The organism is Flavobacterium hibernum (assembly GCF_000832125.1).
Lineage (GTDB): Bacteria > Bacteroidota > Bacteroidia > Flavobacteriales > Flavobacteriaceae > Flavobacterium > Flavobacterium hibernum.
Window position 1 is genome coordinate 53,931 of the sequence record NZ_JPRK01000016.1, and the last position, 18,579, is coordinate 72,509.

Below are 18,579 nucleotides of genomic sequence, written 5' to 3' on the forward strand. Positions count from 1 at the left end.
TTATAACAAAAATTAAAGTCCAAAAAAGTATCATTCTTTTTTGGACTTTTTTTTATAAAACAACTCAAAAAGATTTAAACCCCCTCTTTTCCCTCTTAAACAATGATTTTGATGGGTTTTTGTAATATTTTTTCCTGATGTAATAAAAAGGAAAATTTACAGAAACAGCATAAATTTGGAGTCAGCAAATTTATACCCTACAAATCAAAATCATAGGTCATGATAAAAAAACTACTCTTTATAATATTGATTTTCTGCATTTCAAACATCGGTTTTGCACAAAGCCCAAAACGAGGAATTGCATACGGAAATAACTCAACTGCCGATTTACTTGCTTTAAAACCCGGAATTTCGTGGTGGTACAATTGGGGTTCATTGCCCGAAAATGACGTAAATGCCAATTACGAATCTCTTGGTGTTGAATATGTACCAATGGCTTGGGGAAAACAAAGTGATGCCGATGTGCAGGCTTTTATTAGCAAAATAAAGCCAGGAGCTAAATATTTACTTGCTTTTAATGAACCTAATTTTACTGATGGCGCCAGACTAACACCACAAGAAGCTGTAAATGCTTGGGCAAATGTCGAAAAAATTGCTGCTGCAAAAAACTTAGAAATTGTTAGTGCTTCGCCCGCCTACAATGGTCCAAACAATTATGGAGGCTTTAGCGATCCTGTTGCGTGGCATGATCAATTTTTCCTTTTATGTCCAAATTGCAAAGTCGATTACATTGCTTTTCATACTTACGACAGTTCATCTGGCTCTGTTATTGGCGTTACAGGAAATCTAAAAAAATACAATCGCCCAGTTTGGGTTAATGAATTTGCAAACAGAGTTATTCAGACGGCGGCTCAAAAAACTACTTTTATGAAAGAAATCGTAGCTAGTTTTGAGAATGATCCAGACATTTACAGATACTCATGGTTTAGCGGTAGAGTTGACCCAACTTGGACTGATATGCTAGAAGGACAATTACTTGCTCCTGAAAGCGGTGTTTTGAAGCCAATTGGGACCGAATATGTAAATGCTTCTTATACTGCAAAAAAAATAAGTATTCCGGGACGAATTGTTGCCAACAAACATTATCGCCGAAAAGGTACGGGCTTACAAAATACAACTGATAGCGGAACTGGTCAAAATGTTTGCTTTATTGAGAATGGCGATTGGAACGAATTTATGCTTAATGTTGCGAATGCCGGAACTTATAATTTAACTTTTAGAGTAGCATCACCAACAATTCCGGGGAAATTTGATATTATTGTAAATGGTGTTGTCGCCAAAACCGACGAGACTTTTCCTGCAACTGGCGGTTACCAAACTTATGCCGATAAAATTGTAAACGGAGTTAATTTACCTCAAGGGGAAGTTTATTTGAAGATTAAATTCAAATCAAACGATATGAATTTTAATTATATTGATGTCACAGCTTCAAACTTAGGAATAAATGACTCTACAAAAGAAAAAGATTCTTTTACGGTTTATCCAAATCCTATTAAAAGTCAATCTATCCTTCATATTAAAACTGCCAATACAGAACCATTGAACTTAAAAGTTGTCGACATGAAAGGAACAACATGTTATGCTTCAGATTCTTTTTATACAAATGAAGATATCAAAATTGGAGACAAACTTTCAACTGGAATCTATATCGTAACAGCTTCTTATGGAACGGTCATAAAGTCTTTGAAAATTATTAAAAACTAAATTATAATTTAACAGAAAATCCCTCTTTCAAAAAATATGAAAGAGGGGTTTTTTTATTAGAGTATTGCAAGATTAGATTCCTGCAATCGCTTTTATTTCGTCGATAATTCGAAGTGCCAACACATCAGCCTTTTCTTGAGAAGGCGCCTCAGTATAAATTCTAATAATTGGTTCAGTGTTCGATTTTCTTAAGTGAACCCATTCTGTAGCAAAATCAATTTTCACACCATCGATTGTTGTAATATCTTCATTTTTATACTTTTCAGTCATCGCTACTAATATCGCATCAACATCAATTTGAGGAGTCAATTCGATTTTATTTTTGCTCATATAATATTCAGGATATGAAGCACGTAATGCCGAAACTGATATTTTTTTATTTGCCAAATGCGTTAAGAATAAAGCAACTCCAACTAAACTATCTCTTCCGTAGTGAGATTCAGGATAAATAATTCCACCGTTACCTTCGCCACCAATAATAGCATTATTTTTTTTCATTAATGCCACCACGTTTACTTCTCCAACTGCACTAGCTTCGTATTTACCACAATGCGCAACAGTTACGTCACGTAATGCACGAGAAGATGACATATTAGAAACTGTATTTCCTGGAGTTTTACTCAAAACATAATCAGCACAAGCAACTAAAGTATATTCTTCACCAAACATCTCTCCATCTTCGCAAATAAATGCCAAACGATCAACATCCGGATCAACAACAACACCTAAATCAGCCTTTTCTTTAACAACCAATTCCGAAATATCAGTTAAATGCTCCTTTAAAGGTTCTGGATTATGAGGAAAATGTCCGTTAGGTTCGCAGTACAATTTTACCACTTCAACACCCATTAATTCTAATAATCTAGGAATAATAATTCCTCCAGATGAATTTACACCATCTACAACAACTTTAAATTTTGCCGCTTTTACAGCTTCAATATCTACTAAAGGTAAATTTAAAACCTCGTCGATATGAATATCCATATAAGCATCATTTACTGTAATTTCGCCTAAGCTATCTACATCCGAGAAATCGAAAGCTTCCGCTTCGGCAATTTCAAGAATCAATGCACCTTCTTCTCCACTTAAAAATTCTCCTTTAGCATTTAATAATTTTAAGGCATTCCATTGTTTTGGATTATGTGAAGCCGTTAAAATAATTCCACCATCAGCTTTTTCTAACGGAACAGCAACTTCTACAGTTGGAGTTGTCGAAAGTCCAAGATCAATTACATTAATCCCTAAACCTATTAAAGTATTTACAACCAAATTATGAATCATTGGTCCAGAGATTCTTGCATCACGACCAATTACAACAGTTAATTTTTCTTTAGAAGTATTGTTTTTTAGAAAAGTACCATACGCCGATGCAAATTTCACAGCATCAACAGGAGTCAGGTTATCTCCTACTTTTCCACCAATTGTTCCTCTTATCCCTGAAATCGATTTTATTAAAGTCATTTTAATGAGTTATGGTTATTTTATTACAAATATAGAAAAGTTGATGAGTAACTAAGTTGCCAAGGCACTAAGATTTTTAAAAAAGTTCCCAAGGCACTAAGATACTAACCTGCCAAGATTTAAATATTAAATTTAAAAGCTATAGTTACTTCACTAAAACGATATGAAAATCTTTTCATACTTTTACTAAAATAACAAAGTTGCTTAAAATCTCAGCAACTGAAAAAACTTAGTGCCTTAGAAACTTAGCACCTTAAAAAAATGAACTTCCTAGCCCACATATATCTTTCCGGTGAAAATGATTTAATTAAAATTGGCAATTTTATGGCCGATGGAATTCGTGGAAAACAGTTTGAACATTTTCCTTTGGATATCCAAAAAGGGATTCTTTTACATCGTTCGATCGACACTTATACAGATTCACACGATGTTTTTAGACAAAGTACGAAGCGTTTGCACGAAAAATACCATCATTATGCCGGTGTTATTGTAGACATTATTTATGATCATTTTTTGGCCAAAAACTGGGAAAAATACTCCGATGAAAAGCTAGATCATTTCATTAATAGATTTTATAGATCATTACATGAAAATTATCCTGATTTAAGTGAAAAAACACAAGATATGATGCCTTATATGATTAAGCAAAATTGGCTTTTGAGCTATCAGACTGTCGATGGTATTCATAATATTTTAACTCAAATGGACAGAAGATCAAAAAATCAATCTAAAATGCAATTTGCAAGCGCAGAATTAAAAGAATTTTATCCTGAATTTGAACAAGAATTCACTCTCTTTTTTGAAGACATAAAAAAACATTCTAATCAAAAATTACTTTCGTTATAAAACTGTTTTATACAATTTATAGCATCTCAATATTTATTTCCAAAATTTCACTCAACATGAAAAAAGCAGCCTTTTTATTTTTCCTAATTTATATTAATTGTACAGCACAACAAAATCCAATAAAACCTACTGGACTTGTTGTTACAAAAGCAATGGTCGTTTCGGCTCGTGCAGAAGCTTCTAAAGTTGGTGTCGAAATTATGAAAAAAGGTGGTAACGCTTTTGATGCCATGGTGGGTACAGAATTAGCTTTGGCGGTAGCTTATCCTTATGCAGGTAACATTGGCGGTGGTGGATTTATGGTGTATAGAAAAGCCAATGGCGAAGTGGGCTCTTTAGACTATCGCGAAAAAGCACCTCTAGCAGCTACAAAAGACATGTTTTTAGATAAAGACGGAAATGTTGTTAAAGGTAAAAGTACCGAAACTGCTTTAGCTATTGGAGTTCCCGGAACTGTGGCCGGAGTTTTTGCCGTACATAAAAAACTGGGATCGTTACCAATGTCTGAAATTCTAAAACCAGTGATTGCTCTTGCAGAAAAAGGTGTTATTGTGACTAAAAAACAACAAAAACAACTTGAAGCTTATCATGATGCAATTGTAAAAGTAAATGGGCCAAATACATTAATGGCAGGACAATTTAAGGAAAATGATACTATTAAATATCCTGCATTAGCCGAAACTTTAAAGCGAATTTTAAAAAACGGTAAAGATGAATTCTACAAAGGTAAAACGGCAAAAATTCTAGTCGATTATCTTCAGAAAAAAGGTGGAATTATTACTTTAAAAGATTTGGCGAGTTATGAAGCAAAATGGAGAACGCCATTACAATTTAATTATAAAGAATTAAAAATTACCTCAATGTCCCCTCCTAGTAGTGGCGGGATTTGTTTGGCTCAAATCATGAAAATGATTGCGCCTTATGATTTATCTAAAATGGGACATAACTCAGATCAATCTATTCAGGTAATTGTTGAAGCCGAAAGAAGAGCTTATGCAGACAGAAGTCAGTTTTTAGGCGATCCGGATTTTGTAAAAATTCCAATTAAAGCCTTACTGGCTGATTCGTACTTAAAAGAAAGAATGTCAAATTTTAATGTTGAAAAAGCCAGTTTATCATCTGAAATAAAAGAAGGAAATGTTACTTATAACGAAAGTACCGAAACAACACATTATTCTATTGTAGATGCTCAAGGAAATGCTGTTGCAGCAACTACAACCATAAACGATGGCTTTGGGTCAAAATATTATTGTGAGGAATTGGGATTCTTTTTGAACAACGAAATGGACGATTTTAGTGCAAAACCAGGATCTCCAAATATGTTTGGTTTAGTTGGAAATGAAGCTAATAGCATTGCGCCACAAAAAAGAATGTTAAGTTCGATGACACCAACTATTGTGGAGAAAAACGGAAAATTATTTATGGTGGTGGGTTCACCAGGCGGTTCAACTATTATTACTTCAGTTTTACAAGCTATATTAAATGTATACGAATACAATTTAAGTATGCAGGAAGCTGTAAATGCACCACGTTTTCACCATCAATGGTTACCTGATTTAATTACATTCGAACCAAATGCTTTTAGTAATACCACAATAGACAAATTAAAAGCAAAAGGTTATTTAATTAATGAGAAAACAACTCCTGTAATTGGCAAACTAGATTGTATTTTAGTACTTCCAAACAAATCTCTTGAAGGTGGAGCAGATTTCCGTGGAGATGACACCGCAGTTGGTTTTTAATTTGGTAAAAAACATTCATTAATAAGTTACTTTTAAAAAATATACCAACTTATTGCTTTTAAAAAAAATGAAGTATTTTTTTTACTAAATTTGCGCCAAAACTAAACAAAAGCCAATATGTCTGAAGAATCATTTCCAGAAGAAAAACAACCAAACAACAAATCAAGAAATATAAAAATTGGCGCAGCAGTAGCCATTGTTGCAGTTCTTGGAATTATTTTCATTCCTAAAATCTGGGCAAAATACAATAAGAAAGAAGTAGTATGCTTAAATGGCCAAACAGAAATTTATGAAAAGTTTAAAGATGCTGTCGTTTTAGTAAAACACACTTATACGGTCGAAATATCTATAAAAGGTTCTAAACCATTTCAGCTTGAAGTTGGCGAAACTAACTTAGAACCAAAAACCATATCCGGAACAGGTTTTTTTGTTTCTGAAGATGGAAAAATAGTAACCAATCATCACGTTGCTGAACCTTGGCAATATCCAAGTGACAATACTACATCTTACGATTATTTAAAAGAACACATTGCTGCTGTTCTTCCAGATTCTATAAGCGAAGGAAACTACAAATCTGTTATTGAAAAAAATTGGAACGATTATTATTTTGAAGAAGGCGAAGAAGGTGACGACTCTGAAGAAGAAACTCCTGCAACAACAGTAGTCGCTACTGTTGACTCTACAGCTACAAATACTGCTACAGTTGCCACTACTTCACCTGAAGCTACAGTACCAAGTCCAGCAAAAGATATAAAATACGTAAGTGTTGATGATATTAAAATTACTCCAGTAACAGTTGAAATTAGTGTAGCACTGCACGGTTCAAAAGACGATTGGTTAAAATGTAAAGTTTATAAAATTGCTGATGGAAATGAAGTAGATGTTGCCGTTTTACAACTAAATAGTGAAACATTGCCTGGATCTGTAAAAAATATCGTTGACTTGGATACTGCTGTCACAGACGATTCCACTCTAAAACCAGGTACAAATGCTATTTTAATTGGTTATCCAATGGGTATGACTCTTGCCAACACACGACGAGGAATAAAAGTACAAGTTTATGAAGGTCAAATCAATAAAGAATCAGACGGAGTTAGTATACAATATAATGTAACGTCGACTCATGGCGCAAGTGGATCTCCGGTATTTAATCAATGCGGACAGCTAATTGCTATTAATTATGCAGGATTTGACGAGGCTCAAGGATACAATTTTGGAATTGTTGCAAAACATGCAGCTTCTTTAATTCAATAATTGTTTCTAAAACAACTCCTCTTATTATTGAAACTTTATTGATTAAAAGCTAAATTTGCAATATCCCTAATTTTAAAAACCAGAATGCTAAAAAAATATTTTAGAAAACTAGAAAGCATTATCGCTTTGGCTCAATCATTAATGACTCCAAAGCAATTTATTTTTTTATCAAGTATTCTAATTGGTATCTCCTGTTCTTTGGCAGTAATTGTCTTAAAGACTTTTGCGCATAGCGTATTTTCTTTTGCTACATCGATCAACGCCATTTTAAAATTAAGTTTCATTAACAGTATTTTGCCCATTATTGGTATTTTGCTTACGGTATTTGTAATCAAAAAAGTGCTTAACGGTACTATCGAAAAAGGAACTTCTCAAATATTATATGCCGTTGCAAAAAAAGCAAGTATTATTCCAAGAAAACAAATGTATGCGCAAATTGTGACGAGTTCGTTAACGGTTGGTTTAGGAGGTTCTGCAGGTTTAGAAAGCCCGATTGTGGTTACCGGAGCTGCTTTCGGATCTAACTTTGCTCAAAATTACAAACTCGCCTACAAAGACCGAACTTTATTAATTGGTTGTGGAGTTGCCGCGGGAATTGCTGCCGCTTTTAACGCTCCTATTGCTGGAGTTCTTTTTGCTATAGAAGTTCTATTGGTCGATGTGAGTATTTCTGCCTTTACTCCTATTATGATTTCGGCAGCAACCGGAGCATTAGTTTCAGCAATTGTTTTAGACGAAACCATATTGTTATCCTTCAAAAAACAAGAAGCTTTTAATTATCATAATATTCCATTTTATGTTCTTTTAGGAATTCTTACTGGTTTTATGGCTGTTTATTATGCTAGAAATTTTCAAAGAGTGGAACATTATTTTGCTAAATTAGAAATCGGTCCGTACAAAAAAGCTTTAATTGGTTCTTCATTATTAGCATTGCTTATATTTATTTTTCCAACACTTTTTGGTGAGGGTTACGAAAGTATCAAAACATTATCCGAAGCTGATCCGGGAAAAATATTAGACAATACTCTATTTGGTGATTTTAGAAATAATCAATGGATTTTACTACTTTTTGTTGGATGCACCATGATGGTAAAAGTGTTTGCCTCAGGATTAACTATTGGTAGTGGAGGAAACGGAGGTAATTTTGCACCGTCGTTATTTTTAGGATCGTATTTAGGATATTTCTTTTCAAAATTCATTAGCCTTATTGGTTTAGCAAAATTACCAATTAGTAATTTTACCATGGTTGGAATGGCTGGTATTTTGAGTGGATTATTTCATGCACCACTAACTGCTATTTTCTTAATTGCAGAAATTACAGGTGGTTACAGCCTCATGATTCCGCTTATGATAGTTTCTTCTATCAGTTTTGCTATTTCTAAACGTTTCGAAAAATATTCATTAGATGTAAAAGGTTTAGCCAAAAAAGGTCATGCTTTTACAAGCAATAAAGATTCTAATATTCTGTCAACATTAGATATTGATACTATCATTCAGTGCGATTATTTAACCGTTCACCCAGAAGAAAACTTAACCAAATTAGTCGATCTTATTTCGCATTCTAATCAGGTTGTTTTTGCAGTTGTAAACAACGAGAAAGAACTCGTTGGTATTGTTCATTTTAATGATATTCGCGAAATTATTTTCAATTCTTATCGAGTAAAATACACTTTGATTAAAGATGTTATGAAAATACCACCCGCAACAATTTCCTCTTCTGATAGCATGGAAATCGTAATGAGCAAATTTGAAAAATCAAAAACAGCATTTCTTCCTGTTGTAAGAGATGACAAATACTACGGCTTTATCTCCAAATCTATAGCACTAGAAGCCTACAGAACTAAACTACGTGCTATGACAATTGAATAAGCTTAATATCGGATAGATTAAAAATTTCATTTATCCGATATTAATAAGTACTTTTGTAAGATTATGTGGGATATAAACCTAACTTACAGAGAAGAATTTCAATCAACTTTTGATCGATTGTACCAAAAAAGGCTCGATTTGCAAAACAGCAGACCATTGCCCAATATTGCTTTGCATAAAATTCGCGAAAGCTTATCTCTGGAATGGACATACAATTCCAACAGTATCGAAGGAAATACGATGAGTTTACGCGAGACCCAAATGGTTATTCAGGAAGGAATTACCATTAAAGGAAAATCACTTCGCGAACATTTTGAAACCCACAATCATGATAAAGCAATCGATTATTTATATTCGATTGTTGGAGATGATTATAAACTAAGAAGTATTGATATCCTTTCGCTACACGGATTAGTTTTACGTTCTATCGAAGATGATTTTGCAGGAAGATTAAGAAATGGTGGCGTTCGTATTTCAGGAGCCAATTTTATGCCGCCAAATGCCAATAAAGTTTCAGATTATCTAGATGAACTTATTGATTTTATAAATACAAATCCTTTATGCTTAAATGACATTGAACTAGCAACCATTTACCATCATAAACTAGTCTGGATTCACCCTTTCTTTGATGGAAATGGGCGAACTGTTCGATTAAGCATGAATTTATTATTAATGCGTTGCGATTTTCCTCCAGCTATTATTCTTAAAAATGATAGAAAAAAATATTACGAAGCATTAAATCAAGCTAATAATGGTAATTACCAAAAATTAATACTTTTGATGTGCCAGGCTTTAGAACGTACGCTAAATATTTATCTAACTGCAATGCCTGGCAGCAGTTACGATTTTCAGCCTATTATAGATATTGTAAGTGAACCACAAGCTCCTTATGGTCAAGAATATGTTAGTTTACTAGCTAGAACAGGTAAAATTGACGCTTATAAAGAAGGACGAAACTGGTACACCACTAAAGAAGCCATTGAAGAATATATGGCAACTCGAAAAAGAAAACGTTAACTAACCAAAAACCAACCATAAAACCAACCATAACATGAAAAAAAATCTATTACTACTCTTTTTCGCTGCCAGTTTTATTTCTAATGCGCAAACAAAAGACAAAATCGATACTACAAAATTGTTCAAAGAGTTAACAGATCAAGTTTGTTCTTGCATAGATTCGATTCCAACCTTTAATAGAGTGAAAGATTCAATTACAGCAGACATTAGTGCATGTATCGATGATAAAGTTGGCGCATATCAAATAGGTCAAAAATTTTCTAACATAGATTTATCAAATCCATCAGGTGAAAAAAAAGAAATAAACGTCACTTTAAATCTGGATAAAAACTCCAAAGAATACAAAGACATTTATTATAAAATGGAGCAATATTTAATGGATAATTGCCCAACTTTAAAAGACAAAGTTGCATCAAACAATGTAGTCAACAACAACTCCATGTCTACAAATATGGAAGCCCTAAAATTATATGATTTAGGGATGGATGAAACGGCAAAAAACAATTTTAAAGGAGCGATAGAATACTACAAAAAAGCAGTAAAAATTGACCCAAATTTTGCATTTGCATACGACAACATGGGTATTTGCTACAGACGTTTAGAAGAATTCGATTTGGCAATAGAAGCTTACGAAAAATCACTAAAAATTGACCCAAACGGATTAATGCCTTTGCAAAACATTGCAGTTACCTACTCTTATAAAAAAGATTACAAAAAAGCAGTCGAAACTTATGAAAGACTTGCCAAAATTGAACCTAATAATCCAGAAGTATTTTACGGAATTGGACAAATGTATGCACTTCATTTAAACGATTCCGAAAAAGGTCTTGACAATATGTGTAAAGCCTACAAGCTATATATTGAACAAAAATCTCCGTATCGAGGAGATGCCGAAAAAATTATCCAAATGATTTATGCTCAAATGAAAAAAGACGGTAAAGAAGATAATTTCAATAAAATTTTATCAACAAACAACATCAAGTCTAATTAGCGTTTTTTGTTACTAATTGTAACATAAAGTTTTGCTATCGAGCATTAAAAGAACAAATCAAAGTGGTAACTTTGCGTTTTGCTCAAAATTATGTTAGAAAAAGACAATACTATTGAAGTTCTTGGCGCAAGAGTTCATAATCTAAAAAATATCGATATTTCTATTCCGCGTGAAAAACTGGTTGTAATAACCGGTTTATCAGGTTCGGGAAAATCCTCTTTGGCATTTGATACTATATATGCCGAGGGACAACGTCGTTATGTTGAGACTTTTTCGGCATATGCCAGACAATTTCTTGGCGGCTTAGAACGTCCCGATGTTGATAAAATTGACGGGCTTTCGCCAGTAATTGCTATTGAACAAAAAACAACCAGTAAAAGTCCGCGATCAACCGTGGGTACAATTACTGAAATTTACGATTTTCTTCGACTTTTGTATGCGCGTGGTGCAGATGCCTACAGCTACAACACAGGAGAAAAAATGGTTTCTTATTCTGATGATCAAATTAAAGATCTGATTATTCAGGATTTTAAAGGAAAACGAATCAATATTCTTGCTCCGATTATTAGAGCAAGAAAAGGTCATTATGCCGAGTTATTTCAACAAATAACCAAACAAGGTTTCTTGAAAGTTCGTGTAAATGGCGAAGTACAGGATTTAGTTTCAGGAATGAAATTAGATCGTTACAAAACGCACGACATCGAAATTGTAGTTGACAGAATGTTAATTGAAGACACCGAAGACAATCAAAAAAGATTGTCTGAAAGCATCAATACAGCCATGCATCACGGTGAAAATGTATTGATGATCTTAGATCAGGACACCAATGAAGTTCGTTATTTTAGTAGAAACTTAATGTGTCCTACAACCGGAATATCATATCAAAATCCGGAACCTAATTTATTTTCATTCAACTCTCCAAAAGGAGCTTGTCCGCATTGTAATGGTTTAGGTACAGTTCACGAAATCAACATTAAAAAGATCATTCCAAATCCAAAACTATCTATTAAAGCAGGAGGTTTTGCACCACTTGGCGACTATAAATCGTCTTGGATTTTTAAGCAGTTAGAGGTTATTGGAGAAAAATTTGGATTTAAAATCACAGATCCAATTGAGAAAATTCCCGAAGAAGCCATGAATATGATTTTGCATGGCGGAAAAGATAAATTCACCATAAACTCAAAAGATCTTGGCGTAACCCGTGATTATAAAATAGATTTTGAAGGAATCTCGCATTTCATCAAAAATCAATATGACGAAAGTTCTTCAACAACCATAAAACGTTGGGCAAAAGATTTTATGGACGAAGTAAATTGTCCGGTTTGCGAAGGTTCACGTTTAAAAAAAGAAGCACAGTTTTTTAGAGTCAACGATAAAAATATCACCGAATTGTGTGATATGGATATTTCTGATTTAACGGCTTGGTTTCAGGATTTGAATAGTCATTTATCAGACAAACAACTTTTGATTGCATCAGAAGTTGTAAAAGAAATCAAAGATCGTTTGAACTTTTTAATGAATGTTGGTTTAAATTATTTGGCTTTAAGCCGAAGTTCAAAATCCCTTTCGGGAGGAGAAGCGCAACGTATACGTTTAGCAACACAAATTGGTTCGCAATTAGTTGGAGTCTTATATATTTTGGACGAACCTAGTATTGGTTTACACCAAAGAGACAATGAAAAACTGATCAAATCTCTAGAGCAATTGCGAGATATTGGAAACTCGGTTATCGTAGTAGAACACGATAAAGACATGATCGAAACGGCAGATTATGTAATTGACATTGGTCCTAAAGCCGGAAAATATGGTGGAGAAATCATTAGTATTGGAACTCCTGCCGAAACGCTAAAATCGAATACAATTACCGCTCAATATTTGAACGGTACAATGAAATTAGAAATTCCAAAAGAACGTCGCAAAGGAAATGGAAAGTTTTTAAAACTTACCGGAGCCACAGGAAACAACTTAAAAAACGTTTCAATCGAATTACCTTTAGGTCAGTTAATTTGCGTTACAGGAGTTTCGGGAAGTGGAAAATCGACTTTGATAAACGAAACCCTCTACCCTATTTTAAATGCTTATTATTTTAACGGCGTAAAAAAACCCCAACCTTACAAAAAGATTGAAGGCCTTGAACATATTGATAAAGTAATTGATATAGATCAAAGTCCGATTGGAAGAACACCGCGTTCGAATCCAGCAACATATACAGAGGTTTTTACCGAAATTAGAAATCTATTCACGATGACTTCTGAAAGTATGATTCGTGGTTACAAAGCTGGTCGTTTTAGTTTTAACGTAAAAGGCGGACGTTGCGAAACTTGTGAAGGTTCTGGGGTTCGTACGATCGAAATGAACTTTTTACCGGACGTTTATGTAGGATGCGAAACATGTCAGGGAAAACGCTTTAATAGAGAAACTCTGGAAATTCGCTATAAAGGAAAATCAATTTCGGACGTTTTGAATATGACGGTTGATGAAGCTGTTCCATTCTTTGAAATGATTCCAAAAATCTACCGTAAAGTAAAAACTATTCAAGACGTTGGTTTAGGATATATTACACTTGGACAGCAAAGCACAACACTTTCTGGTGGTGAAGCCCAACGTATTAAATTAGCAGGAGAATTGTCTAAAAAAGATACCGGAAATACTTTCTATATCTTAGATGAACCCACAACAGGTTTACACTTTGAAGACATTCGTGTTTTAATGGACGTGATCAATAAATTGGTTGATAAAGGAAACACAATCTTAGTTATCGAACATAATATGGATGTGATTAAACTTGCAGATTACATTATCGATATTGGTCCTGAAGGCGGAAAAGGCGGCGGACAATTAATCGCCAAAGGAACTCCTGAAGAAGTGGCGAAAAATAAGAAAAGTTATACAGCGAAGTTTTTGAAAAAGGAATTGGAATAAAAGTCCTTCGTAAGAATAACATGGAAATATTCTTTCCCACAAAGCAAACGAAACCATTGTCATCCCGAGGAACGAGGGATATCCGCAAGTAGCTCAACAATTTATGAATAATCCTATTGCGTTAGTTTCTTGCGGAGATCCCTCGTTCCTCGGGATGACAAGATTGCGAATATAGATTAAGAAAAATCAATTCATTAAACTTTATGAATAAACAAATCATTATCAAATCTAACAACTTACTGATAATGAATACAAAACAAAAAACAACCTTTTAAAAACGTTACCTTTTAATTAATAAATACACATTTTTGTAACAATTCTAGAAAAAAGACTTAATTTAGTACGCCCTTTTTGCCAAAGCATTTCATTTTGACAAAAACTAAGATAATGTCTATGAATCTAAAAGAGAATTTTAATAACGTAAACGAATATTTTTCGCCTAAAATAATTGATGAAGTAAACGATCAATATATTAAAGTGGCAAAAATAAAAGGTCAGGATTTGCCGTGGCACAATCACGAAAATGAAGACGAACTGTTTTACATTGTTGAAGGTGAACTTTTAATGGAAATCGAAAATCAACAATCTTTCGCAATGAAAAAGGGAGATCTGTTTGTTGTGAAAAAGGGAATAAATCACAGAGTTTCGGCAATAGACGAATGTTTAATAATGCTTATAGAACCCAAAACTACGGAACACACCGGAAAGGTTAAAAGCGACATTACCAAATCAATTGAGGAACAAAAATACTAGTAATGGACTCTTTTTCAACAACCAGAAATTTCAATTAAAACCAATGCCCTAGCCCTGATGGGAACGACATCCTTTTGTGGAGACGTTCGCCACAAAAGATATAGTGAAGAGCAGGAAACAGCTCCTTCTCTTGAAGTCTCGGCATGATCAGGACGACACCTAAAAAGACACAACTTAAATAAAAATATAAATAATTAAAATACCTAAAATGAGATTAGAAGATTTTGATAATGATGAGGACAAAGTAATTCAAGACCGTTTAAAGCAAAAAACGTGGAATGAAATTAGAACAAACGATAGCTGGGCTATTTTTAAAATCATGGCTGAATTTGTAAACGGATACGAAAGCATGGGACGAATTGGTCCATGTGTATCAATTTTTGGATCGGCTAGAACAAAACCGGACGATAAATATTATTTATTGGCCGAAAAAATTGCTTATAAAATCAGTAAAGCTGGTTACGGCGTAATCACAGGAGGTGGTCCCGGAATCATGGAAGCTGGTAACAAAGGTGCACATTTAGGAGGCGGAACTTCGGTTGGTTTAAACATCGAATTGCCTTTTGAACAACACTTTAACCCGTATATCGACCACGATAAAAACCTTAATTTCGATTATTTCTTTGTGAGAAAAGTTATGTTCGTTAAATATTCGCAAGGTTTTGTGGTTATGCCTGGAGGCTTTGGAACTCTTGACGAAATGTTTGAAGCTATTACTTTGATTCAAACAAAAAAGATTGGAAAATTCCCAATTATCTTGGTTGGCGTTGAATTTTGGTCTGGATTAATCGAATGGGTAAAAACAGTCTTGGTTGAAAAAATGCAAACTGTTAGTCCTGACGATTTAAACTTATTCAAGATCGTAGACACTGAAGATGAAGTAGTTGATGTTTTGGATAAATTCTACAAAAAATACGATTTGAGTCCAAACTTCTAATATTTTTTTTCACCATATAAGTTCTTTTAAAAATGTCACATATAGCATTAAACTTAAATTTTCTTATATAACTTATATGGTGAAATTACATTAAATCTTACAAAAAATTAAAGCTGTTTTTATAACAGCTTTTTTTATGCTATTTTTACAAAAAACCAAAATATCTCTATGCTCGTAATTTAAGTATACACACCCTTAATTTTTAAGCCATCTCTTGAAATCATTTTATAAAATTATATTCTTCATTTTAGTTTTATTTAGTTCAATAAAACAATATGCTCAACATCAATCTAAGATGGAAGTGGCGGTTAATCTTGAACTTAAAACTTTAAATGTAAAACAGGATATTACTTTTTACAATACATCAAACGATTCTTTGATTTCGATTGTCTTAAATGACTGGAATAATGCATTCTCAGATAAAAACACGCCATTAGCAAGACGTTTTTCAGATGAATTTTACAGAGGTTTTCATTTAGCAAAAGACAGTGAAAGAGGAAGTACTACTATTTTAAATCTAACAGACTCAGATAACGCAGCACTTGAATGGCAAAGAACTGCTAAAAATCCTGATTATATTGTTGTAAAACTAAATCGAAAATTACGTCCGGGAGACAAAATTGATCTACACTTAACCTATATTTCAAAAATTCCAAGCGACAAATTCACTCGTTATGGTTTTGATCAAAATGGTGGAATGAATCTTAAAAACTGGTTCTTAAGTCCTGCTCGTTTTGAAAATCATCGTTTTATAAAATACGACAATTTCAATTTAGATGATATTGCAAATGCAAGCACTGATTATGAAGTCGAGATAAAAATACCCAACCAATATTCGATTACTACCGATTTGAATTCGGTTTCAGAAGATCTAACGAATGTCGCTTATAAAACATATTCATTTTCAGGAAAAAACAGAACTGATTTTAACTTATTCATTGAGAAACAAAACAGTTTTAGAAGTTATGAAATTGGCGCGATTGAAGTTCTTACAAATCTAAGAACCAAAAAACTGGACGAAATTCAAAAAGCCATTATTATCGATCGAGTTGTTAATTATGCCGACAATTTTATTGGAAAATATCCGCATAAGAAAATTACTGTTTCACAAGTAGATTATGACAGAAATCCATTTTATGGCTTAAATCAATTGCCATCATTTATCAGTCCGTTTTCTGATGATTTTATTTTTGAAATTACATTCTTAAAAACTTATCTAAACAATTATTTAAAGCAAAGTTTGCGTCTAGATCCGCGAAAAGACAATTGGGTTTATGACGGAATTCAGATTTATGTGATGATGAAATATATGGAAGAGAATCATCTAGATCAAAAAATGCTTGGTAAACTTTCAGAAATGAAACTCTTTAAAAGTTACAACATTACCAATCTAACTTTTAATGAGCAGTACAGCTATTATTATATGTTAATGGCGCGAAAAAATCTGGATCAGCCACTTGGCGACCCAAAAAATACGCTAATCAAATTTAATGAACAAATTGCCAGCAAATACCGCGCGGGTTTAAGTTTAAGTTATCTAGACGATTACCTCAACCATAATATTGTTCCGGAAAGCGTTCAACAGTTTTATAGTTTGAATAAAACCGAACAGGTGAATCGATATGATTTTGAAAAAATATTAAGTAAAAATAGTCCAAAAGATATCAATTGGTTTTTTAAAACTATAATCGATTCTCGTGATATTATCGATTACAAATTTACTCATGTTTCCAGAACTAAAGACAGTGTACAATTTCAGATCAATAACAGAACTGGAATTTATGTTCCGATTCCAGTTTATGGAATTAAGAAAAACGAAGTGGTTTTTAAAAAATGGATTGAACCCGTAAAAGCTGATTCTATTTATGAATTTGAAAGAAAAAATGCAGATAAAATAGTTTTTAATTACGACAACGAAGTTCCTGAATACAACCTAAGAAATAACTGGAAATCGTTAAAAAGTTTAGCGATAACCAATCGTCCAATAAAATTTAATTTTGCCAAAGATCTGGAAGATCCCTATTACAATCAGATTTTATATATTCCAACGCTTACTTATAATTTGTATGATGGTTTAACACCCGGAATTCGTTTTCACAACAAAACTATTCTAGACAAACCTTTTACATTTGATATTACTCCCGCCTACTCTATTAATGCAGGAACGATTTCGGGCTCGTCAGCCTTTTCGTGGAGCGAATATTATCGAAATAGTACACTTTATAATATAAGGTATTCTATTAGTCAAAATTATTTTCATTACGCGCCAGATGCTACTTATTTGAGATTAAACCCAATGGTTCAGTTTAGAATTCGCGAGGAAAATTTTAGAGATAACAGAAAGCAATTGTTTATGTTTCGACAAGTTATTGTAAATCGTGAAGCCAGCGCATATATTACTGATAACTCAAAACCTAATTATTCGATTTTCAACGCTCGATATATGAATACGAAAACGGAATTGATTAATCATTTTAGCTTTATGACTGATATGCAGTTTGCAGGAGATTTTGGAAAACTAGCCGGTGAAGTTGAATACAGACGATTATTTGAAAACAATCACAAACTAAATGTGCGTGCATACGCAGGAAGTTTTTTATACAATACAACAAACTCTGATTATTTTAGTTTTGGTTTAGACAGACCTACGGATTATATGTTCGATTACAACTTTTACGGAAGATCTGAAAGTACGGGATTCTTTAGCCAACAATTTATTATGGCAGAAGGTGGCTTTAAATCAAAAATTGCACCTTCGTTTGCCAATCAATGGATGGCGACTTTAAATGCGAGTTACTCTATTTGGAACTGGATTGAAGTATATGGAGATGTTGGTTTTATGAAAAGCAAACATCAAAAACAAGATTTTGTGTATGATAGCGGTATCCGGTTAAATTTAGTTCCGGATTATTTTGAACTTTATTTCCCGGTTTACTCTAATAATGGATGGGAAATTAGTCAAAATAAATACGACGAAAAAATACGATTCGTGATGACTTTGTCTCCAAAAACATTAGTTAATCTTTTTACTAGAAAATGGTTCTAATTGAATAAATTTTAAACAAAAAGGTGCATTATTATTA

Annotated in this window: 12 protein-coding genes; 11 read left to right on the top strand and 1 reads right to left on the bottom strand. The window is 33.2% G+C overall.

Annotated elements, in window-relative coordinates; all coding sequences use genetic code 11:
* The first annotated feature begins 219 nt into the window (after positions 1-219).
* A complete protein-coding gene (locus tag IW18_RS22755) occupies positions 220-1,704 on the top strand; it encodes a glycosyl hydrolase (protein WP_084607988.1) in 1,485 nt (494 codons plus the stop codon).
* 72 nt (positions 1,705-1,776) lie between these two features.
* Here IW18_RS22755 and glmM read toward each other — a convergent pair whose 3' ends face one another.
* Positions 1,777-3,165, bottom strand: a complete 1,389-nt coding sequence (glmM, locus tag IW18_RS18420; protein WP_041519560.1) for a phosphoglucosamine mutase — start codon at positions 3,163-3,165, stop codon at positions 1,777-1,779.
* 261 nt (positions 3,166-3,426) lie between these two features.
* On the opposite strand from glmM, the gene IW18_RS18425 reads away from it, so the two are divergent.
* The 10 genes from IW18_RS18425 (at position 3,427) to IW18_RS18470 (ending at position 18,542) form a co-directional block, all read left to right on the top strand.
* Positions 3,427-4,011: an acyl carrier protein phosphodiesterase gene (locus IW18_RS18425; RefSeq protein ID WP_041519562.1), complete on the top strand. Its 585-nt coding sequence runs from the start codon at positions 3,427-3,429 to the stop codon at positions 4,009-4,011.
* Between the two features lie 56 nt (positions 4,012-4,067).
* Positions 4,068-5,753, top strand: a complete 1,686-nt coding sequence (ggt, locus tag IW18_RS18430; RefSeq protein ID WP_041519563.1) for a gamma-glutamyltransferase — start codon at positions 4,068-4,070, stop codon at positions 5,751-5,753.
* A gap of 117 nt (positions 5,754-5,870) precedes the next feature.
* A complete protein-coding gene (locus IW18_RS18435; protein WP_041519569.1) occupies positions 5,871-7,007 on the top strand; it encodes a S1 family peptidase in 1,137 nt (378 codons plus the stop codon).
* A gap of 84 nt (positions 7,008-7,091) precedes the next feature.
* Positions 7,092-8,876: a chloride channel protein gene (locus tag IW18_RS18440; RefSeq protein WP_041519570.1), complete on the top strand. Its 1,785-nt coding sequence runs from the start codon at positions 7,092-7,094 to the stop codon at positions 8,874-8,876.
* Positions 8,877-8,939: 63 nt separating this feature from the next.
* On the top strand, positions 8,940-9,893 hold the full coding sequence (locus IW18_RS18445; protein ID WP_041519572.1) for a Fic family protein: 954 nt from the start codon (positions 8,940-8,942) through the stop codon (positions 9,891-9,893).
* Between the two features lie 34 nt (positions 9,894-9,927).
* A complete protein-coding gene (locus tag IW18_RS22760) occupies positions 9,928-10,884 on the top strand; it encodes a tetratricopeptide repeat protein (RefSeq protein WP_052480227.1) in 957 nt (318 codons plus the stop codon).
* A 90-nt stretch (positions 10,885-10,974) separates the two neighbouring features.
* The gene (gene uvrA / locus IW18_RS18455) at positions 10,975-13,806 is read left to right on the top strand and encodes an excinuclease ABC subunit UvrA (protein WP_041519574.1); all 2,832 of its coding nucleotides are present in this window, start codon (positions 10,975-10,977) and stop codon (positions 13,804-13,806) included.
* Between the two features lie 387 nt (positions 13,807-14,193).
* The gene (locus tag IW18_RS18460) at positions 14,194-14,559 is read left to right on the top strand and encodes a cupin domain-containing protein (protein ID WP_041519576.1); all 366 of its coding nucleotides are present in this window, start codon (positions 14,194-14,196) and stop codon (positions 14,557-14,559) included.
* Positions 14,560-14,767: 208 nt separating this feature from the next.
* Positions 14,768-15,496, top strand: coding sequence for an LOG family protein (locus IW18_RS18465; protein WP_041519577.1), 729 nt, complete (start codon positions 14,768-14,770; stop codon positions 15,494-15,496).
* Between the two features lie 295 nt (positions 15,497-15,791).
* A complete protein-coding gene (locus IW18_RS18470; protein ID WP_041519578.1) occupies positions 15,792-18,542 on the top strand; it encodes a gluzincin family metallopeptidase in 2,751 nt (916 codons plus the stop codon).
* Positions 18,543-18,579 lie beyond the last annotated feature (37 nt).

Coding starts and splice junctions, on each gene's coding strand:
- IW18_RS22755 (WP_084607988.1), top strand. CDS start 220: ATGATAAAAAAACTACTCTTTATAATATTGATTTTCTGCATTTCAAAC.
- glmM (WP_041519560.1), bottom strand. CDS start 3,165: ATGACTTTAATAAAATCGATTTCAGGGATAAGAGGAACAATTGGTGGA.
- IW18_RS18425 (WP_041519562.1), top strand. CDS start 3,427: ATGAACTTCCTAGCCCACATATATCTTTCCGGTGAAAATGATTTAATT.
- ggt (WP_041519563.1), top strand. CDS start 4,068: ATGAAAAAAGCAGCCTTTTTATTTTTCCTAATTTATATTAATTGTACA.
- IW18_RS18435 (WP_041519569.1), top strand. CDS start 5,871: ATGTCTGAAGAATCATTTCCAGAAGAAAAACAACCAAACAACAAATCA.
- IW18_RS18440 (WP_041519570.1), top strand. CDS start 7,092: ATGCTAAAAAAATATTTTAGAAAACTAGAAAGCATTATCGCTTTGGCT.
- IW18_RS18445 (WP_041519572.1), top strand. CDS start 8,940: ATGTGGGATATAAACCTAACTTACAGAGAAGAATTTCAATCAACTTTT.
- IW18_RS22760 (WP_052480227.1), top strand. CDS start 9,928: ATGAAAAAAAATCTATTACTACTCTTTTTCGCTGCCAGTTTTATTTCT.
- uvrA (WP_041519574.1), top strand. CDS start 10,975: ATGTTAGAAAAAGACAATACTATTGAAGTTCTTGGCGCAAGAGTTCAT.
- IW18_RS18460 (WP_041519576.1), top strand. CDS start 14,194: ATGTCTATGAATCTAAAAGAGAATTTTAATAACGTAAACGAATATTTT.
- IW18_RS18465 (WP_041519577.1), top strand. CDS start 14,768: ATGAGATTAGAAGATTTTGATAATGATGAGGACAAAGTAATTCAAGAC.
- IW18_RS18470 (WP_041519578.1), top strand. CDS start 15,792: ATGGAAGTGGCGGTTAATCTTGAACTTAAAACTTTAAATGTAAAACAG.